General features: G+C 47.5%; 21 protein-coding genes and 1 pseudogene. All 22 read right to left on the bottom strand.

The annotated features are described in order from the left end of the window. Positions 1–261: 261 nt before the first annotated feature. Positions 262–1,783: pseudogene (lysS, locus tag MBEAL2_RS21515) on the bottom strand (lysine--tRNA ligase). Positions 1,784–1,875: 92 nt separating this feature from the next. After that, entirely contained in the window at positions 1,876–2,355 is a 480-nt protein-coding gene (gene greA / locus MBEAL2_RS21510) for a transcription elongation factor GreA (protein ID WP_047154298.1), read from the bottom strand. A gap of 169 nt (positions 2,356–2,524) precedes the next feature. Continuing rightward, positions 2,525–3,550, bottom strand: a complete 1,026-nt coding sequence (gene dusB / locus MBEAL2_RS21505; RefSeq protein WP_047154309.1) for a tRNA dihydrouridine synthase DusB — start codon at positions 3,548–3,550, stop codon at positions 2,525–2,527. A 135-nt stretch (positions 3,551–3,685) separates the two neighbouring features. Beyond that, a complete protein-coding gene (gene folK / locus MBEAL2_RS21500) occupies positions 3,686–4,210 on the bottom strand; it encodes a 2-amino-4-hydroxy-6-hydroxymethyldihydropteridine diphosphokinase (RefSeq protein WP_047154297.1) in 525 nt (174 codons plus the stop codon). A gap of 1 nt (position 4,211) precedes the next feature. Next, the gene (gene folB, locus MBEAL2_RS21495; RefSeq protein WP_047154296.1) at positions 4,212–4,586 is read right to left on the bottom strand and encodes a dihydroneopterin aldolase; all 375 of its coding nucleotides are present in this window, start codon (positions 4,584–4,586) and stop codon (positions 4,212–4,214) included. A 16-nt stretch (positions 4,587–4,602) separates the two neighbouring features. Then, positions 4,603–5,430, bottom strand: a complete 828-nt coding sequence (gene folP / locus MBEAL2_RS21490; RefSeq protein ID WP_047154308.1) for a dihydropteroate synthase — start codon at positions 5,428–5,430, stop codon at positions 4,603–4,605. Between the two features lie 53 nt (positions 5,431–5,483). After that, entirely contained in the window at positions 5,484–5,780 is a 297-nt protein-coding gene (locus MBEAL2_RS34415; RefSeq protein WP_052947900.1) for an aminotransferase class IV, read from the bottom strand. Next, positions 5,759–6,328, bottom strand: a complete 570-nt coding sequence (locus tag MBEAL2_RS34410) for an aminotransferase class IV (RefSeq protein ID WP_052947899.1) — start codon at positions 6,326–6,328, stop codon at positions 5,759–5,761. Before MBEAL2_RS34410 ends, MBEAL2_RS34415 begins: the two co-directional genes overlap by 22 nt. Positions 6,329–6,350: 22 nt before the next feature. After that, on the bottom strand, positions 6,351–6,932 hold the full coding sequence (gene pabA, locus MBEAL2_RS21480; protein WP_047154295.1) for an aminodeoxychorismate/anthranilate synthase component II: 582 nt from the start codon (positions 6,930–6,932) through the stop codon (positions 6,351–6,353). Further along, positions 6,929–8,434, bottom strand: coding sequence for an anthranilate synthase component I family protein (locus MBEAL2_RS21475; protein ID WP_052947898.1), 1,506 nt, complete (start codon positions 8,432–8,434; stop codon positions 6,929–6,931). Before MBEAL2_RS21475 ends, pabA begins: the two co-directional genes overlap by 4 nt. 66 nt (positions 8,435–8,500) lie before the next feature. Continuing rightward, positions 8,501–9,436 (bottom strand): cysteine synthase A, encoded by a 936-nt coding sequence (gene cysK, locus MBEAL2_RS21470; protein WP_047154294.1) that lies wholly within the window; start codon positions 9,434–9,436, stop codon positions 8,501–8,503. Positions 9,437–9,520: 84 nt separating this feature from the next. Beyond that, the gene (gene hslO / locus MBEAL2_RS21465) at positions 9,521–10,393 is read right to left on the bottom strand and encodes an Hsp33 family molecular chaperone HslO (RefSeq protein WP_047154293.1); all 873 of its coding nucleotides are present in this window, start codon (positions 10,391–10,393) and stop codon (positions 9,521–9,523) included. Between the two features lie 113 nt (positions 10,394–10,506). Then, on the bottom strand, positions 10,507–11,274 hold the full coding sequence (locus MBEAL2_RS21460; protein ID WP_047154292.1) for a type III pantothenate kinase: 768 nt from the start codon (positions 11,272–11,274) through the stop codon (positions 10,507–10,509). A 13-nt stretch (positions 11,275–11,287) separates the two neighbouring features. After that, positions 11,288–12,142, bottom strand: a complete 855-nt coding sequence (gene nadC / locus MBEAL2_RS21455; RefSeq protein ID WP_047154291.1) for a carboxylating nicotinate-nucleotide diphosphorylase — start codon at positions 12,140–12,142, stop codon at positions 11,288–11,290. After that, entirely contained in the window at positions 12,129–13,499 is a 1,371-nt protein-coding gene (gene nadB / locus MBEAL2_RS21450) for an L-aspartate oxidase (protein WP_439644897.1), read from the bottom strand. The genes nadC and nadB overlap by 14 nt, the downstream gene beginning before the upstream one ends. A 128-nt stretch (positions 13,500–13,627) precedes the next feature. Then, positions 13,628–15,562, bottom strand: coding sequence for an ATP-dependent zinc metalloprotease FtsH (gene ftsH / locus MBEAL2_RS21445; RefSeq protein ID WP_047154290.1), 1,935 nt, complete (start codon positions 15,560–15,562; stop codon positions 13,628–13,630). Positions 15,563–15,635: 73 nt separating this feature from the next. Then, positions 15,636–16,172 (bottom strand): hypoxanthine phosphoribosyltransferase, encoded by a 537-nt coding sequence (gene hpt, locus MBEAL2_RS21440; protein WP_047154289.1) that lies wholly within the window; start codon positions 16,170–16,172, stop codon positions 15,636–15,638. A 29-nt stretch (positions 16,173–16,201) separates the two neighbouring features. Then, the gene (gene tilS / locus MBEAL2_RS21435; protein ID WP_047154288.1) at positions 16,202–17,593 is read right to left on the bottom strand and encodes a tRNA lysidine(34) synthetase TilS; all 1,392 of its coding nucleotides are present in this window, start codon (positions 17,591–17,593) and stop codon (positions 16,202–16,204) included. Positions 17,594–17,746: 153 nt separating this feature from the next. Beyond that, a complete protein-coding gene (gene spoIIE, locus MBEAL2_RS21430; RefSeq protein WP_052947896.1) occupies positions 17,747–20,212 on the bottom strand; it encodes a stage II sporulation protein E in 2,466 nt (821 codons plus the stop codon). Positions 20,213–20,418: 206 nt separating this feature from the next. Next, positions 20,419–20,742: an FtsB family cell division protein gene (locus tag MBEAL2_RS21425; RefSeq protein WP_047154287.1), complete on the bottom strand. Its 324-nt coding sequence runs from the start codon at positions 20,740–20,742 to the stop codon at positions 20,419–20,421. 33 nt (positions 20,743–20,775) lie between these two features. Further along, positions 20,776–21,354, bottom strand: coding sequence for a spore cortex biosynthesis protein YabQ (gene yabQ, locus MBEAL2_RS21420; RefSeq protein ID WP_047154286.1), 579 nt, complete (start codon positions 21,352–21,354; stop codon positions 20,776–20,778). Beyond that, complete coding sequence (gene yabP, locus MBEAL2_RS21415) at positions 21,351–21,641, bottom strand: sporulation protein YabP (RefSeq protein WP_082130083.1); 291 nt, start codon at positions 21,639–21,641, stop codon at positions 21,351–21,353. The genes yabQ and yabP overlap by 4 nt, the downstream gene beginning before the upstream one ends. Between the last annotated feature and the right edge of the window lie 2 nt (positions 21,642–21,643).

The raw sequence follows: 21,643 nt of genomic DNA, 5'->3' as shown, positions 1-21,643 counted from the left end.
CAAGGAACTATTATTTCGTTGTCATCCACTCGTTTAGCGGCGACTTAACTATCTTATCAAATCACCAAGCATTTTGCAACAACTTTTTTCGTTGTTTTTTTGCTTTTCATTTGATGCATAAACTTTTCTGCCTCGCCACGCTTTTTCGGAGCGGCAAGAAATAATATACCATGTTATCTATATAGAATGCAAGAGGTTTTTTCACAAACAAAAAAATGATTCTCAGTAAACAGTCTGAGAATCATTTTTTATACCGATTACTTATTCATTTCCCTGTTCTTCTGCATACTCTGCCACAGAACGTTCGCGCATGAGCGGGAACAGCAGAACATCACGAATGGACGGAGAATCTGTGAGGAGCATAACAAGGCGGTCAATACCGATGCCTAGTCCACCTGTCGGAGGCATACCGTATTCGAGGGATTCAATGAAATCTTCATCCATCATGTGGGCCTCATCGTTTCCTGCTTCCCTCTCTTGAAGCTGCGATTCAAAACGCTGACGCTGATCGATCGGATCGTTCAACTCAGTAAATGCGTTCGCATGCTCACGTCCCACAATGAATAGCTCAAAGCGGTCTGTGAATCGAGGGTCCTCTTCGTTTTTCTTGGCAAGCGGAGAAACATCAACCGGGTGCCCGTAAATAAAGGTAGGCTGAATGAGCGTCTCTTCAACAAAATGCTCGAAAAACTCATTGACAATGTGGCCGTATTTCATGCCTTCCGTTACAGGAACTTTATGCTGCTTTGCAATTTCCCGTGCTTCTTCATCGCTCATTTGCGGCCAGAAATCCACGCCAACTGCTTCCTTAATGGCATCGACCATATGGATTCGTTTCCATTGCGGCTTCATTTCCACTTCATGCCCCTGGTAATTAAATATGGTTGTACCGAATACATCCTGCGCAATGTGAGCGATTAATTCTTCCGTAAGGCGCATAATATCTCTATAGTCGGCGTACGCTTCATACAATTCAATGGATGTAAATTCAGGATTATGTTTCGTTGAAATGCCTTCATTACGGAAAATACGTCCGATTTCATATACTTTTTCGAGGCCGCCGACAATCAAACGCTTCAAATGAAGTTCGGTAGCAATCCTCATGTACAGACGCATGTCCAATGCATTGTGATGAGTGATGAATGGGCGAGCCGCCGCACCGCCCGGAATGCTGTGCATCGTAGGTGTTTCAACTTCCAAGTATCCACGCTCATCAAGGTAGCGGCGCATAGATTGCAGAATAAGGCTGCGTGCGATGAACGTATCTTTAACAGCCGGGTTTACGATTAAGTCCAGGTACCTTTTACGATAACGAGTTTCCACGTCTTTAAGGCCATGGAATTTTTCAGGCAAAGGACGCAGCGACTTAGTCAGAAGGGTTACTTCTTTTACTTTAACGCTCGTCTCCCTGTTTTCGTTTTAAAACAGTCCCTTTCACCCCAAGAATATCCCCAAGATCGCAAAGCTTGAACATATCATAAGCTTCAGCGCCGACTTGATCTTCCCGAACGTAAATCTGAATGCGGCCGGTCTGATCCTGAAGGTGAGCAAATCCCGCTTTACCCTGGCCGCGCTTGGCCATCATTCGGCCGGCAATCGATACTTCCACTCCCTGCTCGTCCAACTGCTCTTTTTCAACCGCTTCATATTGCTCAAGAATTTCTTTCGACGTATGAGTGCGCTCAAATTTCTTGCCGAACGGATCAATCCCTTTGTCGCGCAATGTATGTAATTTTTCTCTTCGTACTTGTTCTAGTTCACTTAATTCTTCCTCACGGGACATGTTGCGTTTCAACTCCTCAATGCCTTTTACTTTTGTAATCCCAAAATCGGTTAAAAGCTCCCACGACATCGAAGGAGCCTCCAGTACCTGCATTAATCTACTTTAATATCCAAAACTTCGTAACGAATGACACCCGCAGGGACGTTCACATCAACGATTGAACCTTTTGTTTTACCAAGAAGGGCAACGCCTACAGGAGACTCGTTTGAAATTTTATTTTGCAGCGGATCGGACTCTGCAGAACCTACAATCGTAAATTCCATTTCATCGCCAAATTCCAAGTCCTTTACTGTTACGGTTGAACCTACGCTAACAACCCCGATATCTACCTCTTCACCAGTAATTACACGTGCGTTACGCAGCATTTTTTCGAGTGTAATAATACGTCCTTCAATAAAGGCCTGTTCATTCTTCGCTTCTTCATACTCGGAGTTCTCGGATAAATCTCCGAAGCTAATGGCTTCTTTAATACGACCGGCAACCTCGCGGCGTTTTACCGTCTTCAGTTGCTCCAGTTCTTCCTCAAGTTTTTGTAATCCCACAGCCGTTAAAATTACTTCTTTTTCCGCCATCTTCATTCCCCCGTCAGCTCTATTCTTTTTCATTCGCAATGTACCAGAGTGTATGATAAAAACGTATTTTTTATGCAAAACATATATGAAACTGCCAGTGCATCCACTGGCAGTTTTCTAACAGATATGAAGGTATTATATGGTAGGCAATGAATGTTGTCAAATTAGATTAATGAACAACTTCTATGTCTTCCTTTTGTTCTTTCACAGCCCGCTCAGCCATTTTGGATTCCACTCTGTCAAGATAAGCAAGCAATAAATTCGCCATTCCATCCCGCGTTTCCTGCACGTTTACATCATCGCGTATTTGTGCAGAAGCAGGAAGTCCTTTTAAGTACCAGGAGGCATGCTTTCTCATTTCGAGAACTGCTACCTTTTCCCCTTTTACTTTAATAAGGCGATCAAGATGCAGCAAAGCGATATTAATCTTTTCACGCGGGGCCGGATCTGCAGGAAGTTCGCCCTTTGCAAGATATTCAATCGTACGGTATAGCATCCATGGGTTGCCAAGCGCAGCACGGCCAATCATAACACCATCACAGCCCGTTTCCTCAATCATTCGCTTCGCATCTTCCGGGCTGGCTACATCCCCATTTCCGATAACCGGAATGTTTACCGCTTCCTTTGCCTGACGGATATAACTCCAATCCGCTTTTCCCTGGTACATTTGAACACGAGTTCTTCCATGAACCGCAATCGCTTTTCCTCCTGCACGCTCTACAGCTTTTGCATTGTCCACCAGATAAATGTGTTCATCGTCCCAACCGATACGCATCTTTACCGTAACAGGCTTAGACACATTTTCAACGACAGCAGAAACCACTTCCTCAATCTTTTCCGGATCAAGCAATAAACGGGCTCCCGCCTCGCAGTTTACAATTTTGGGAACCGGACAGCCCATATTGATGTCAATAATATCTGCATCCGTATGCTGATCCACGTGCTGTGCCGCTTTTACGAGTGTTTCCTTGTCTCCGCCGAAAATTTGGAGGCTCAATGGTTTTTCCCGCTCATCAACATATAGCATATCCAGCGTTTTTTTATTGCCATGGACAATCCCTTTATCACTAACCATTTCCGCACAAACAAGCCCGGCGCCGAATTCCTTCGCGATTAAGCGAAACGCAGGATTGCAAACGCCAGCCATTGGGGCGAGGACGACATTATTCTTAAGTTCTATGTTACCTATTTTCAGGTTCGCCATGTTTCCACCTTCCAAACCTATCCTTTGCATAAAAAGCAAGGCTTATTCCTCATCATTTGGCAAACGATGCCTAATCATTCCACTATTTTATCATACACCATTTTCATTTCAACCATTCCGCTGCCTCTAAGTGTCCGGAATATTTTCCCAGGGGAGCGGCTTCCACGGCTGGACTCCTTCTTTCCCTTCTACATGGGCAAGAACTTCGGCTGCCGTTACCTGCTCTTCCTTCCCTAACGGGATAAGGATATCCGGAGCAATTTCGGCAAGTGGCACCATAACAAAAGCGCGCTCACACATGCGCGGGTGTGGAACCAGCAGGTTTCCTTCCTGGATATACAAATGATCATATAAAAGAATATCAATGTCCAGTGTGCGAGGACCCCACCGTATGTCACGCGTGCGGCCGAGCTCGTTTTCAATTTCCTGCGTGCGCCTGAGCAAATCGGCCGCAGAAAGTTCCGTCTGTGCTTTAACAACAACATTTAAAAATGGGTCCTGTTCCACATATCCTACCGGATCTGTCTCATAAATGGTTGAGCTTTGCTGTATGTGAATGCCTGTTGTAAGATGAAGCATTCTCACGGCTTCCGCAAGAAGCATATGGCGGTCTCCGATGTTTGAACCAAGCCCAAGAAAAACAGTTGGCATATTAGCTTTCATCCTTCTTGCGTGCACGCCTAATCTCTACAGCAACCGATTTATAATGCCCTGGAATGGGCGGATCCGGCTTAATCACCCGAACGAGAACTTCCTGAACCAGGTTATAATCCCCGAGAATCTTAGCAGCCAGCCGCTCGGCAACAGCTTCTACCAGTTCATAGCGCTCGTTTTCCACAACCTCGCGCGATGTATTATATATTTCGGCGTAATTCACTGTATCTGCTAAAATATCGCTATGGCCCGCTGCAGAAAGGTCAAGGTAAAGCTCGAGGTCTACGAGAAAACGCTGTCCCAGCTTGTTTTCCTCTTTGAACGCACCGTGGTACCCCCAGAATTCCATTCGGTTAAACAGTATCTTATCCATCGGATCCCTCCTCTTCCTATTTCCATCCACTAAGCATAGCATCCATCATGCGGCATACACGAACAATCGGCTTCACATCATGCACGCGGACAATGCGGCACCCTCTTTCGATACCCAGGGCAACTGTAGCCGCAGTCCCTTCCAGTCTCTCCCCGGCCGGTACATCCCCCATCGTTTTTCCAATAAAGGACTTCCGTGAGGTTCCAAGTAAAACAGGATAGCCCAATTCAACAAGCCTGTCCATTCGATACATCATCTCCAGGTTTTGTTCGTACGTTTTGGCAAAGCCGATGCCCGGATCGAGGAGGATGTGTTCATCTTTCACTCCGGCCTCTTTTACAAGTGCTACGCTTTCTTTTACATCGTTCAGAACATCCTCAATGAAATCCCGATAGTCCATGTTGTTTCGATTGTGCATTAGAATAACCGGCACACCGAGTTCTCCCATTATTCTTGCCATTTCCGGGTCCGCCTTCGCCCCCCATACATCGTTAATGAGATGAGCTCCTGCACGAATCGCCTCTTTAGCCACTCTCGCTTTATATGTATCAATGGAAATCGGCACTTCGATTTCAGCAGCAAGCCTTTCGATGACCGGCACAACCCGCTCTAGCTCCTCTTCCTCGCCAACCGGTTGATGGCCCGGACGGGTGGACTCGCCGCCGATATCAATGATTTCCGCTCCATCCTGTACAAGCTGCCGGGCATGCATAAGTGCGTCCTCGATATTTACGTATTTCCCACCGTCTGAAAACGAATCCGGTGTTACATTAACAATTCCCATTACGACTGTGCGCTCTCGCAGAGGCAAGGTATACGTTCCTGCCTGTATATCCCACGCCATATGATTCTCCCCTTCCTTTCTTCTATACCCTGTCATTGCACCATTTCTTCTTGTTACACAATATTTTTTCGATAGGACGCAAGAAGCTCCGAGGTCATCGGGCCTATTGTTCCCTCCCGGATTATTTTGCTATCCACAGAATGGATCGGTACGATTTCCTGAATTGCGTTCGTGATGAACACTTCATCCGCTGTAAGCAGATGCTCAAGGTGGAACCAGCCTTCCCTGACTTCCATTCCTTCCATCTGTGCAAGCTCCATTACAAATTCACGCCTTGTTCCCGGCAGAATTCCTGTTTTCACGTCAGGTGTACAGAGCTTCCCCTCCGTTATGAAAAAAACGTTGGACACAATCCCTTCCGCCAGGCACCCGTCCTCTGTAAGGAAAAGCCCTTCCACATCAGGCTTGCTCCTACTTCCCGCTTTGCGAGCCGATTGTTCATATAATGATGTGATTTAAAACGCCAGGTTCCTTCCGGTGTATTGCGCGGCCGCTTCAGTGTCTGGAGTTTTTTCCCGGTCTGATAGAAGTGTTCAGGAAAATCGGGAAGGGGCCTGGCAAAGATTAACCAGCGCGGGTTCTCATATATGCCCGCAAAAGGGCCGAGTGCCCCGTTGCCCGCTGTTAAATCGACACGTATATACGCATCTTTAAGCTGATTTGCATTTAAAGTTTGTAAAATGGCGAAACGAAGTTCTTCCCGTGTCATCGTAACAGCAATGCCGATTTCTTCAGCGGCCTCTGATAGGCGCCGGTAATGGCGCTCAAGCAGGGCTACATGTCCGTTATAAACACGCATTGTTTCAAAAAGGCCGAGACCATAAAGAAAGCCGTGATCAAAAGGCGAGATCACAGCCTGTTCAGCATCTATTATTTGACCGTCCAAAAAAATTTTCACGCGGGTATTCAACCCCTCTGTTTTATTTCTTCATCCGGGTATATCGCGCAAGGAAATTATGCAGCAGCTGCTTTCCGTGCTCTGTCATAATGGATTCCGGGTGAAACTGCACGCCTTCCACCGGCAAATGACGGTGGCGCAGACCCATGATTTCTCCCTCAGCGGTTTCTGCCGTTATTTCAAGGCAATCAGGCAGACTTTCACGTTCCACCAGGAGAGAATGGTACCTTGTCGCCTTAAAAGGAGAAGGCAGGCCAGAAAAAATCGTCTCCCCTCCATGGTAAACATCCGACGTTTTCCCATGCATGAGTCTATCAGCCCTGACAACCTTCCCGCCGAATACCTGAGCAATCGACTGGTGCCCGAGGCAAACGCCAAAAATCGGAATGCTGCCGGCAAACCTTTCGATGGCCTCCAGGCTGATTCCTGCCTCATTCGGTGTACAGGGGCCAGGTGAAACCATTAAATAGGAGGGATTCATTTCCGCGATTTCCTCACAGGTGATTTTATCGTTGCGGACGACCCGCAATTCTTCCCCTAGTTCACCTAAATACTGCACAAGATTGTACGTAAAAGAATCGTAATTATCGATCATTAAAATCATGTCTCTGCTCTCCTCTCTCGAACTCTTCTCTTCTTCGCTTCACTCAAAGATAAGGCCTTCCAAACAGCTTCTGCCTTCTTTAATGATTCATAATACTCTGCTTTTGGTATGGAGTCAATCACAATTCCTGCTCCCGCCTGAACATGTACCTGTCCGTCCTTTACGATCATGGTTCGTATAATGATATTGCACACAGCATCACCGGTAAATCCAAGCAGGCACATAGAGCCTGTATAAGGCCCTCTTGTCACCGGCTCCAGCTCTTCGATAATTTCCATTGTGCGCACTTTGGGTGCCCCTGTAATCGTGCCGCCGGGAAAGGCGGCAATGATAGCGTCGTACATATCTTTACCGTCCGCCAGTTCACCGATAACGTTAGACACGATGTGCATGACATGCGAATACTTCTCCACGACCATTAATTCATCGACATGAACAGAACCATACCGGCTGACACGCCCAAGATCATTTCTTTCTAAATCAACAAGCATAATGTGCTCAGCTACCTCTTTTTCATTATCCAACAGTTCCCGCACAAGCTCCGCATCCTCTTCCTCCGTTTTTCCGCGGCGGCGCGTCCCCGCAATCGGCCGGGTGCTTAACTGATTCCCCTTCACTTGAAGCAGAAGCTCAGGAGAGGCGGATACAAGCTGAAATTCCGGGAAGCGAAGTAACCCCATATAAGGGGAGGGATTCAGGATGCGAAGTACCTCATACACTTCCTCGGCGGAGCTGGCTGCCTCCTTCGTCTGGCGCACGGAAAGATTTACCTGAAATACATCGCCCGCTGCTATGTATTCCTGCACCTTCTGCACAGCCTGTTCAAATTCATGCTGGGCAAACGATACGCTCGCTGTCCCCGTATCCACAATATCGCCGAAAAGGGAAGGCAGCGTCCCGTTGGATACATGTGTTTCCTTAAGGAAAGATTCCATTTGAACAAGCCTTTGTTCGGCATCCTCTTCCTTTTGTATACGAGCCTTTTGCCCGGCATGGACAACCAAAAAAATATCTTTCGTTTCATGGTCGAAAGCATACACTTCTTCCATCATCATTAAATAAACGTCGGGAAGCTGCAAATCATCTTCGGCCGTACGGGGAAAAAATTCAAAGTAGCGTGCGGTATCATAGCTTAAATAGCCGGCGGCACCGCCTGTCCAGTCAGGCAGTCCGGCTTCCTGCACCTGGCGGGAGGAAGGGGAGCTTTCGTGCATCATCCACCGCCTTACAACGGCGAGCGGATCGGCTAATGTCTGATACGCCATTCCTCCGTTCTCTTTTATTTCACCGTTCTTTATTTGAATCGTTCTCACCGGTTCCGCCCCGACGTATGTATACCTTCCACTGCGCCCGCTTTCTACGATAAAAGCATAGCCGCTCTCTTTCGTTAAGGCTAAATAAAGCTGCCACGGATCCTGTTCCCTCCACTTTACTTTACGCCACACCGGGACCCGCTCATACTTTTCCAGCCACTCTGCGGTAGAATTTTTATTTGGTTTCATTTTTTGCACCCCACATAAAAAACCCCTGCCGCCTATCCGACAAGGGTTCGACTTTCTTTATTATACTTATTCTTCATCAAATTGATAAAGAGGGGTACTCAAATAACGCTCACCATTACTTGGAATAATAACAATGACATTTTTTCCGGCACCGAGTTCTTTTGCGATTTTCTTCGCCGCGTGGATGGCCGCTCCGGATGAAATCCCGCCAAGGATTCCTTCCTGTTTCGCTACAAGGCGTGCTACCTCGAAAGCTTCCTCGTTCTCTACTTTTACAATATCAGTGTAAATATCCGTATCGAGCGTGTCAGGAACAAAGCCTGCGCCAATTCCCTGGATTTTATGCGGGCCGGGGCTTCCGCCAGAAAGCACAGGGGAAGCCGTTGGTTCAACCGCCACAATGCGGATATTCGGGTACTTTTCCTTCAGGAGTTCTCCTGCACCGGTGATGGTTCCGCCTGTGCCAACTCCGGAAATGAAAGCATCCACGCCTCCGATATACTCTGCTTGCTCAAGCAGCTCTTTCCCGGTTGTTTCCCGGTGAATCTGTGGATTGGCAGGGTTCTTGAATTGCTGGGGCATAAAGTAGTCGTTATGTTCCTGTACAAGTGCTTCCGCTTTCCGGATCGCCCCTCCCATTCCTTCCGCTCCAGGAGTCAGTTCAAGTTCCGCTCCATATGCACGGAGAAGATTCCGGCGTTCCATACTCATCGTATCCGGCATAACAAGAAGTGCGCGGTACCCTTTAGCAGCGGCTACCATAGCAAGGCCAATACCGGTATTACCGCTTGTGGGCTCGACAATCGTCATTCCTTTTTTAAGATGGCCGTCCTTTTCCGCGGCTTCAACCATGGCAAGCGCAATCCGATCTTTTACACTGCTCCCTGGATTGAAGTATTCCAATTTCAAATAAATGTTTGCTTCACCAGGCTCTATTACCCGGTTCAGTTTTACCAGTGGTGTTGATCCAATTAAGTCGGTAATGGACTCAGCTACCCGCATTGGACACCCTCCTTATCAATTCATACTATTTTAGTAGGTTTTATACACATTATACCAACTGACCTGTTATAAAGTCAATTCCCTTTACAAATTCGAGCGCAGTTCCTCTAAATCCTGCTTGTTTAAATGATATCTTTCATTGCAAAAATGGCACGTAATCTCCGCTTCGCCCTGCTCTTCAATCATGGATGTCAATTCTTCCTCTCCCAAGCTTATTAGCGCCTGGCTTACCCGTTCAAGAGAACAGTGGCAGTTAAAGACGATTTCCTGGTAATCAAGCAAATTGACGTCTTCACCAAGGATTTCACGAAGCATTTCTTCCGGGGAAAGCCCATCTGCAATCATCGTAGATACCGGGCGTATATTAGAAATCGTCTTTTCTAACGCGGTAATTACGTCTTCCGGTGTATTCGGCATTAGCTGAATAATAAAGCCGCCCGCTGCTTTTATGGTATTATCCGGATTTACAAGAACACCGACACCAACGGCAGATGGAACCTGTTCAGAAACGGTAAAATAATAAGCAAAATCTTCTCCAAGCTCCCCTGATATAATTGGACTGCTTCCCTGGTATGGATCTTTCAAACCCAGGTCTTTCGTTACTATAATCGTTCCATCTGTGCCTACCGCTCTTCGCACATCAAGCTTTCCCTGTTTATTTAAATCAAAATGCACATGAGGGTTTGTGACATAGCCACGCACCTCTCCGTGGGCGTTTGCATCCGCCACAACCTGGCCAATCGGGCCGCCGCCCTTGACTATAACGGTAAGTCTTTCCTCTCCCTTAAGCATTGCGCCCATCATGGCAGCCGCAGACACGGTACGGCCAAGCGCCGCACTTACCGTTGGCCACGTATCAAGCCGCTCTTGAATCTCCTGCATTGTATGTGTGGTACGAACGGCAAAGGCGCGGACAAAACCGTCACGAGCCGTTCCCCTTACCAGATAATCCTTCATGCGTTTCCTTCTTCCTTCCTGTTTCATACTCTACACGTTAGTTTACCACAACGTGCAAAACTGTAAAAAGACAGGGATACAAAAAGAAATTCTTTTTGTATCCCTGTCTTTTATTATTTCCAATTTCGATCGTAAATCAAACGCAATCCCTTTACAGTCAGCCACGGATCAACAATATCGATTTCATTGGATTCATTTCCGATTAATTCGGCAAGACCGCCGGTAGCAATGACCTTCGGGTTGCTTTTGCTCTCTTTCTTCATCCGGCGGACGAGTTCGTCCACCTGGCCGACGAAACCGTATATTACACCGGATTGCATCGCATGAACGGTGTTCCGCCCGATAACGCTTGGCGGCTTGCTAAGTTCAATCCGGGGCAGCTTAGCAGCCCGGCTATAAAGAGCTTCTGTTGATATAGCGATACCCGGAGCAATCGCACCGCCATGGTAGCCCCCTTCTTCATCAATGAAACAGAAAGTCGTCGCGGTCCCAAAATCTACAACGATAAGGGGCGTTCCGTAATGGTGAATGGCGGCGACTGCATTTACGATTCGGTCTGCCCCGACTTCACGGGGGTTATCTGCCTTAATATTCAAGCCTGTTTTTAACCCCGGCCCGATAACCATAGGTTTCACGCCCAGATACTTGTAGCACATTTTTTCTAATGGAAACATCAACGGAGGAACAACAGAGGAAATGATGGCACCCTCAATTTGCGAGAAGGTAATTCCCTTATCCGCGAATAAACTTTTTATAAGCATGCCGAATTCATCATCTGTCTTCGAACGATCCGTATGAATGCGCCAGTTATGCTTCAATTCGTCTCCCTCATAGACGCCAAGCACAATATTCGTGTTTCCTACATCAATTACAAATAACATGATTTCTACCTGCCTATCGTTTTCTCTCGTTTAAATCGAGGCTAATATCAAGCGCTGATATGGAGTGCGTGAGGCTTCCGACGGAAATCACATCAACGCCGGTCGCAGCAATCGTTCCTACCGTCTGCAAAGTAACGCCGCCTGAAGCTTCTACAACCGCCGAGCCGCCAACCCGTTTTACGGCTTCCCTCATCGCCTTCGGGTCCATGTTGTCGAGCATAATAATATCCGGTCCGGCTTCCATTGCCTCCTGCAGCTGTTCCAGGTTTTCCACTTCTACTTCGATTCGCATTGTATGTGGAATCGCTTCCCGCGCCCGGCTTACCGCCTGCTTGATTCCACCCGCTGCTTTAATATGATTGTCTTTAATCATCACTGCATCGAACAGGCCAATCCGGTGGTTATGTCCGCCCCCTGCAACGACTGCATACTTCTCAAGCATACGCAGCCCGGGTGTTGTTTTCCTTGTATCAACGATGCGAACTTTTTCACTTTCTTTGCGGGCCTCTTGCACATATTTCCTCGTTACTGTTGCTATCCCGGAAAGACGCTGAAGGAGATTCAATGCAACACGTTCTCCGCTAAGCAGGCTCTGCACCCTTCCTTCTATTTCCGCAACAACGACACCTTTGTCCACATAGGAACCTTCTTCCACCTGCGGTGTAAAAATAAGACCCCGATCCATATGAGAGAATACACGGGCCGCCACCTCAAGCCCGGCAATGACTCCCGCTTCCTTTGTGTAAAGGATGCCTTTTCCCATCAGGTGGTCAGGCACAGTTGCAAGGCTGGTAATATCCCCGAATCCGATGTCTTCCTGCAGCCATTTCTCTATCTGTTCATCCAATAGTCTTTCATTCATCCTCATTTAAATTCCGCTCCTCTGAAACCCCGTCTTCAATCGACTGGACGATGTGCTTTCGCCATACAAGTTCATCCCGCTTCGGAAAATCCTCACGGTAATGGCCTCCACGGCTCTCCTCTCGCTGAAGGGCTGCATTAGCAACCAAACACCCGCAGGTTAATAAATTCAGGTATTCAATCTCTTCCGGACGTTCCATTTTCATGCGAAACGCACGCACGAACCTTTCCAGCTCCCTTACCGCTTTCGTCAGGCCTTTTTCCTGCCGCTTTAGACCGACATAAGCCAGCATTAATTTCTGAAGGCGAAGCTTTCTCTCCATTACGGTCTCGTTGTTCGTTGTCTGCTGGCGCATTAATGAAAACGATACGGCAGGTACCTGCTCGTCCAGCACCGGAAGTTCAGCAACGCGATTTGCGATACGTTTCCCGAAAACAAGCGCCTCAGCAAGCGAGTTACTTGCTAAACGGTTGGCCCCGTGGACACCTGTACATGATACTTCACCACAGGCGAAGAGCCGGCCTACCGCTGTCTCGCCGTATAGACCGGTTTTGAGTCCACCCATAATGTAGTGTGCAGCCGGCGCTACCGGAATCCAGTCCGTGACCATATCCAGCCCATAACGAAGGCAAACTTTATGAATGGTTGGAAAACGATGTTTGATTAACTCTTCAGATTCGTGGGTAATATCCAAATAAACGAACGTGGAACCAGTCAATTCCATTTCAGACACGATCGCGCGCGCGACAACATCTCGAGGAGCAAGTTCTTTCTGTGGATGATACTTATCCATGAAACGCTCCCCGTTAATATTACGCAGTACGGCCCCTTCACCGCGAACCGCTTCTGAGATTAAAAAGCGAGGGGCCCCTGGGTAAAATAGAGAAGTTGGATGAAACTGGATAAATTCCACGTCTTTAATATACGCACCAGCCCGGTATGCCATCGCCATTCCATCGCCGGTGGCAATCTCCGGGTTGGTGGTATAGCGATACAACTGGCCGGCTCCGCCCGTAGCAAGGACCGTTGCATTCGCTCGTATATAGATCTTCTGACCATTGGGCTTGCGAACAAGTGCCCCGATGCATTCTCCCTGATGCGTAACAAGATCCAGGGTAAAGTGATTTTCCAAAATTCGAATTCGCTCATTTGAAAGCGCACGTTCTGAAAGCGCACGCACAATTTCAGCCCCTGTAGCATCCCCCTGCGCATGAAGGATTCGGCGCTGGCTGTGAGCGCCCTCTTTCGTTAACGCAAGCACACCGTCTTCTTCATCAAACTTTGTTCCATAATGGATTAAATCGCTGACACAAGAAGGCCCTTCATTATAAAGCAACCCCCCGTAAGCACTTGCTATATGCAAAGTGTATTTCCACTATTCACAAGTGTTGGTTTATCAGTATCATACCTTTAATTGTCTGAATTGTACACACCCTGCCTGTACTTTAAAAAAGGAAAAGCCTCCCGCTGACGGGAGGCTTTGTTGCTAAATTATGCGTCATCTTTACTGTCGCTGTCGATGCCAGGAAATGGTGCCGCATCGTCAGGCTTACCGGTAATTTGTACTTTTACGTCTCCGGTTGTAACCTCTTTTACCTCACCGATGCTGCTGCTGATTGTACCTGTTTCAATGATGCTTTTAATCTGCTCAGCATCAAGCGTTTCAACTTCAAGCAGCTTGTGGGCAACCGCTTCGAGCTTATCCATATGCTCTGTCAGCAGGTCGGTACAACGCTGATGACAATCGCGGATAATCGTTTGAATCTCCTGATCGATTTGACGCGCTGTCTCGTCGCTGTAATTCTGCTCATGGCCGAAGTCGCGTCCGAGGAATACCTGGCCCTGGCTTTGTCCGAACTGCATCGGCCCAAGATTCGTGCTCATTCCGAACTCCATTACCATGCGGCGTGCAATGCCCGTCGCACGTTCAAAGTCATTGTGAGCACCGGTACTTACATCTTTTAATACAAGTTCCTCAGCAACACGGCCGCCGAGTAAGCCAACAATCTTATCCAGCAAATCAGACTTGGTGGCGAAGAAGCGGTCTTCCTTCGGAAGCATAACCGTATATCCGCCCGCACTGCCGCGTGGAATAATCGTTACCTTATGAACCATATCGGCATTTTCCAGGAAATAACCACAAATCGTATGTCCTGCCTCGTGGAAGGCAACCAGTCTTTTCTCATCGTCACTGATAACCCTTGATTTCTTCGCAGGACCGGCGATAACGCGGTCAATCGCCTCATCAACTTCCACCATGCCGATTTTCTTCTTATCACGGCGAGCCGCAAGCAGGGCCGCTTCATTCAACAAATTCTCAAGATCCGCTCCTGTGAACCCAGGCGTGCGGCGTGCAATAATATCTAAGTCCACACCTTCAGCAAGCGGCTTGTTGCGTGCGTGCACGTGCAGAACTGCTTCCCTTCCTTTTACGTCAGGGCGGTCAACCGTAATCTGACGGTCAAAACGTCCCGGACGAAGCAGGGCAGGGTCAAGGATATCCGGCCGGTTCGTCGCTGCAACGATGATGATTCCTTCGTTCGCTCCAAAACCGTCCATCTCAACAAGCAATTGGTTTAACGTTTGTTCCCGTTCATCGTGTCCGCCTCCGAGACCCGCACCACGCTGACGCCCAACGGCATCAATTTCATCGATGAAAATAATGCATGGCGCATTCTTCTTCGCGTTCTCAAACAAATCGCGCACACGGGAAGCCCCGACACCGACGAACATCTCTACAAAGTCTGAACCGCTTATACTGAAAAAGGGAACGCCCGCTTCCCCTGCAACAGCACGGGCAAGCAAGGTCTTACCGGTACCCGGAGGACCGACAAGCAATACCCCTTTGGGAATTCGTGCACCGAGAGCTGAGAATTTACGTGGATCCTTGAGGAATTCCACAACTTCTACAAGTTCGGCTTTCTCTTCATCCGCACCGGCTACATCATCGAATGTAACCTTCTTCTTCTCATCATTGTACAATTTGGCTTTACTCTTGCCAAAGTTCATGACCCTGCTTCCGCCACCCTGGGCTTGATTCAGCAGAAAGAAGAAAAGAATAAAGATAATAACAAACGGAATGATGGATGTAAGAAAAGTGAGCCAGACGGAATCGCCTTTCTGCTCTAAATATTCTTCTCTGGGCAGATTCGCTTCTTCAATCCTTTTCAACAGCTCAGCGTTGTCATACAACGGACCGTTTGTATAGAAAGTGCTCTGATCCTTCAGCTTCCCTTGAATATAATACGTACCCCGTTCAGGACGAATCTGGAGTTCAGCTATCTGTCCCTTACTAAGATACTGTCGGAACTGATTGTAGGGTATTTTAGTTGTTTCCGTACCCTGATTGGTGATGAAATTTACAATTCCCACCGTTACTAAAATAATTAGTAGATAAAATCCTGTATTGCGGAAGAACCGATTCATTCCTTACCTCCTCTCACGCTAAAACACCTACATTATTTTACCACATCAAACTATGCGCTACAACTTGCCCACATTAACTGTACACTTCCGGTTTTAAGATACCTATGTAAGGCAAATTGCGGTATTTCTCCGCATAATCCAAGCCATATCCAACAACAAAAGCGTCGGGAATTTGAAACCCGCTGAAATCCGGAGATAAATCGACGGTACGCCGTGCCGGCTTATCAAGCAGTGTAACCACCTTCACTGAAGCCGCATTACGGCGCTGAATAATGTCAATTAAGTAACTAAGTGTCAGGCCGCTGTCGATAATATCCTCTACAATTAAAACGTGACGTTCATCCACCGCAGTATCTAAATCCTTGATTATTCTTACGACTCCGGATGATTTTGTGGAAGCGCCGTAACTTGACACCGCCATAAAATCCATTTCCAGGGCAATATCCATGCGGCGGATTAAGTCAGTCATAAACGGAGCTGCTCCCCGTAAAACACAAATAACGAGTGGGTTCTTTCCTTCGTATTCCCTGGAAAGAATACGGCCCAACTCGCGTACTTTTGCCTCAATTACTTCCTCTGTGAGCAATATTTTCTCAATGTCTCTTTCCATGCTGAACCTCCTGGTCACTTAAAAAACAACTATTCAACAACCACATACAATAGAACTTCAGTATCCCCTGCAGGCAAAGCTTCGTTTGAACGCTTAATACAGGGAATCCACAATATACTTTCATCATCGCTGACAAGCGGTACCCGATCACGCTGCGCACGGGGAACTTTAGCGTCGATAAAAATATCTTTTACTTTTTTACTCCCTGTCATGCCTTTGAGCGTCATTCTGTCTCCGGCAAGCCGCTGTCTTACGTATAGCTTACCCTTAATTTGTGCCGGATCAAACACCGCAAATTCACCCGGGTACAGCTTTTCTTCCTGCCCCCGCTTACTGTAATAGCAATGAAACGTACGGCCAATCTCAGGAACATATGTATACCCCGGCATTTGCAAACAATGTATATAAGCAGGGACGCTATCCACATCCGGTATAGACGAAAAAATCACCCGCTTGTACTCACGCTGCACCCGCAGCCCTCCAGGCAAATGAAGGCTGACAGACGGATGGGGATCTTTAATCATTTGTCTGATACTTTCGATATGTGTGTAACCAATCTCCCCCGCGTTACTTCCGGACAGATAACTTAATATTAGTTTAATCATCCTCCTTTGTAAAGCAACGGCAGACAATAAGAAAGCTTTCTGTTTTATAACCATCCTATTCGCTTCTTTTTCTTCTATGATGCTTTCCAATTCTTCCCGGCTCTTCTCTTCCATGTACGCATTTTCGTCGCGGACAATGGATGCCATCTGCGAAACAACGGCAGATAACCGGGGATTTTCCTCTTTCATCCTGGGTATCCAGTGCAGCCGGATACGATTTCGAAAGTATTGGTCACTGAAGTTGCTTTGATCGTGTCTGGGTTCCAGCCCGTGCTCAGTGCAATAAACCTCTATCTGGTGCCGGTTAATTTCTAGAAGGGGGCGGATAATCTCAACCCCGCTCTCCATGCGCCGAATGGGAATTCCGGCAAGGCCCTCAATCCCGGTTCCGCGAATGAGACGCATAAGGATCGTTTCAGTCTGGTCGTCAGCATGGTGGCCGGTGGCTACTTTGGCCCTGCCCAGTTCCTTTGCTACCTTCGTTAGGAAACGGTACCGAACCCGGCGGGCAGCGTCTTCCGGGCTAAGTCCTGATTCTTTGATAAAGCGCGGAACATCAATGGATTCTGCATAGCAGGGAACATTCAACATGCGGCAAAGCGATTGAACATAGAGGCTGTCTTCCTCAGCATCCATCCCGCGAAACTGGTGATTCAGGTGGGCGGCAGCAATCTGCAGCTCGTAAGATGAACGCAGCTCCGCCAAAGCGTGTAACAGAGCGACCGAATCAGGTCCCCCTGACACAGCAACAACAACGGCGTCGCCCTTCGCAAGCAGCTCATTATCTACAATCGTTTTTTTCATTTGCTGCAGCATAATTTTCACCTTCAATGAAAGGGATGCGTAGTACAGCTTACAATATCTATACGGTGCCCTTCAAAATAAGTTTCATTTTTTTCGTATTGTACTCTACCACAAAAAGGCCATGGTCGGCAACCGGAGTGATTGTCGACCACGGCCTTTCTTCTATTAACTCACAAACCTCGGCCGTTCAATTCTAGGGGCATTTGGCATCTGAATGGCTGCCCAGGGGGGCATATACCGATCAATGCGGGCCACCATAACGGTCATGTCATCCACAATCTCTCCATAATGGTGCCGTATAACGAGCTCCAGCAGACAATCCGCTACCTCCTGTGGGTCGCTCGTCTGCAGTTCGGAAATCTTCCGTTTCATCCACAGATTTTTATTTTCCACCGCACGGGGCGCCTCATAAATACCGTCCGTCATCATAATCAACAAGTCACCCGGCTTTAATTGATAGCTTACAACGTCCACATCGATTTCATCCAAAATTCCAATCGGTAAATTATTGGCCGAAATCGGAATGACTTCATCCCCCCTTTTTATGAAGCTCGGTGTTGAACCTGTCTTAATAAATTTTGTTTTCGCCGTATGCAAATCAATTAAAGCCAAATCGACGGTGGCAAACACTTCGTCAGGTGAGCGGAGGGAGAGAACGGTGTTTACGGATTTAATGCTTAGCGTTTCTTCCATCCCGGACTCAAGAAGCTGCTGCAGCAGCTCGAGTGTGGAAGAGCTTTCTCTGTATGCCCTCTCTCCGTTTCCCATGCCGTCGCTCATCGCCAGCGCCATTTTCCCGCTGCCAAACTCCATAATTTTGAAACAATCACCCGACAGCAGCTGCCCTCCTTTTGCAGCGCCGGCCATCCCGGTTACAATTTCAAATTCCTGTGCAGACCCCAGGCACATCGTGCAGTGCCCATCGGCAAAAGCCTCGCAGTTCTTCTCCTTTACCGTTATTTTTTCACCGATAACATCGGATAAGAGCGGAGCGATAATTTTGGCGCACTCATCCCTCCCATGGCATGTCGGCTGGCTAATTTCAATATCCACCTTCCCTTCATCAAGGCTAATAATATCTACATCACGTATGGATAAGCCAACCCCCTCCAGAGCTCCAAGAATCTGCTGTTCCTGAACATGCATATGGATGCCTTCCCTTTGAATTTCTTTAGCAAAGTCCTGCATAACACGGGAAACCCCGGCAAGCTGCTCGGCAACAAGGCGTCTGCTGTCCGCAATCTGGTGTTTTAAATAAAGCTGATTTTGCCAGCGCCCGTATTCCTGTTCCATGCTTTGCAGCACCCGGTCCTGCTTGACGCACCTCCTCAGCCAGTCCTTCGGCATCTCGTTTACGTTAATCTCACCGTCCTTTTTCATAGACTGAACCATTTCACCAAGGGCGAAATAAGTGCTGTCAAATTCCCTTTCCCAGCACTGTTCCTTCTTCCAGCAGCGCTGGCACGTGTTTTTTGTCACCTCGCTTAAAAAGTAGTCTTTTTTCCTGTCTTCACCCTCCTCGTCTCCTTCGTTCGTATTAACAAATGTATCTGAAAGCTGTGTAAAAAGGCGGGAAAACTGCTCCATTTTACCAGCCGTAACATCACGGACACGCCGTAAATACTGCTGCTGAGAGGAAAGATTCTCCTGTGTGCCTGGAATAAACTTGGCGATTTCGTTTAATACCACCCTCGGAGTCAGCAGGAAAAAGAAAATGCCGGCGAATGTCTCCATGGTGGACTGCAGGATTTCTCGCTGTTCACCTACGTATACAGTGAGAATAGAGGAGCCAATAAGCAGGCCAATGGCTACTGTAAGCTTATTTCCTTCCCGCAGCAGGCCGGCAAGCAAGCCTGAAAAAGCCAGCAGGCTAATCTGGTATACTGCATCTATATTTGCCAGACTAAGAACAAGCCCGGTTACAACCCCCACAGCGGCTCCGATCGTTCCTCCACCGACCGCAGCAAACAGAAGGATTAAATACCTTGCCAGCGCATTGTCCACCGCTACATCCTGCACGAGCCACCCCACCGTTCCCGTCATTACGGAGGCCAGCAGGATGATAAGGCAGATGACCTCTTCCGTCCGCAGCTGCTGCTGGCTGTGCCTCAACGTAATCACAGGAATCGCCTGGACAAAAATCAGCGTGAGAATCATGCTGAGGAGCGCTTCGATTCCGTTCATAAAGAGAGCGTACCATGTGAAGTGATTGGCGATGTAATCAATCGCTGTATTGCTCAGGAGGACCGCGAGAAAAGAAAGGAGCGGTGCATGGTTGAGCTCCGCTTTCTTTCGTTTTTCCAAAAAACTGAGCATCACCAGAACGATGGCCATCCCAAGGAAATTTCCTGCCGCAATGCCCATGGACTGCATAGCACTTCCGGCCACAATCGAAAACATAATGAGAAGCAGCCGGTTTTTCTTTAAAAAATACATGACAGCGAAAAATGGAACAGCGAAAGGAGACATTTCCTGCAAGATAAGAGCTCGTCCAAGAAGAAGGCCCATCATAAGGTGGAGGACGCTCCATTGTTTAGAAGCAGCCCACACCCAATTTTTTCCTTTCCCGCTCATTTGCTGAAGAGGAGCCCCCATCTTGCCTTCCATTGTAATCGATCCGTTACGTATCATATATCACACCGCCCCATCTGATTTTTTGTGATTCCCATTATAAACACAGCGAGAAGTGAAAATTTGTCAAAATAGGAGGATTAATTAAAAGAATTTTCCGACAAATATAGCTGCATTTTCGTGCTTCTGTCGATTCAGCAAGCAAGCATTTTTTCTTCCGTACAAAATAAAAAAAACAGATGCTTCCTCACCGGGAGCACCTGCTATTACTGCTTTTTCTTCGTTTCTTCAGGGGTCAAAAACAGAATTTCACCCTCTTTTGAAAGAAAGAAATTCTTTCTTGCTAACTCGCCGATATACTCATTGTCATGGAGGCGCTTCACCTGTAATTCGAGCCGATTCTTCTCCTGATTTACAACCGCTGCCTGGCCTTGTAACTCCGCGAGTTTGCTTTGTTTCTCTGCGATTTGCCGGCTCTGCGTGTAATACACCCAGCATGCCCAAAGTAAGAGGGCAACGACAACAATCTGCAAAAGACGCATCCGGCGTCTGCGGCCTTGTATTTGGGATGTAGATTGTGATTTTTGCATTGCGCTGGCACCTTTCTTCTGTTATGGGTTATTTTACATTTTCTTACCTTTTACCCAGCGCGTCAAGACTTTCCCCGTATTCAGAAAAATTCTTTTCACTTTTTTCACCGGTGTCTTTACCAATTTCCCCGTCCGTTCCCACATTCGGCGCCCAAGCCAACGAACCGGCCGGTAAAACCAGCCTCCTATTGCAAGCAAAGCGGTTAATAAGAAAACAACGATCGAAAAAAGAAAGCGGTAAAGGAAGCGCAGCGGAGCTACAATAAGATAATAAAGAATGCGCAGGATAACCCGGTACGAGAACAAACAGAAGGAAATCAGCTTTTTAAGGATGACCAGGTACATACTCTGCAAAGCAAGGAAGTAGACAACCATACCAAGGCCAAGGCCAAGAAATATATAAATCCGCACCATGCCCTCATTTACACGGAGAAGGGTGCCGAATACAAGGAATGTGCAGCTTAACCAGAACAAAAAATCGCATACCCGAACCAGCCACCGGGTAAGATAGCACATTCTCTCCAACGTCCTATAAGTATCATAGAACATACCCATTGCGATTCCGCACACGACCATAGAAAGTAAAGTTTCTGCCTGTCCGTGGAGTGTCACTTAAAAATCCGGCCAAACAGTCCTTTGGCCTTTTCCCCCTGATAGGATTCATCAATATACTCTATAGCAAATACGATGCCTTCAATCGATACCTGGCCTGTTTCAAGGCTTAAATTTTTCATATGGAGGTTCTGGCCTTTTATTGTTAGAAAGCCCGCCTCCGTTTGCAGCAAAAACTCCTCATGGTCGAAGCTTTCAACTTTAAGGACGCCAGTGATATCCAGCTTCTTCCGGTTAATCATAACAATATCATGCCGTATCGTCTTTTTCGGGTTCGTCTCCATCATTA

This window comes from Aneurinibacillus tyrosinisolvens (assembly GCF_001015055.1).
Lineage (GTDB): Bacteria > Bacillota > Bacilli > Aneurinibacillales > Aneurinibacillaceae > Aneurinibacillus_A > Aneurinibacillus_A tyrosinisolvens.
This window is presented reverse-complemented; position numbering and strand designations above follow the sequence as displayed.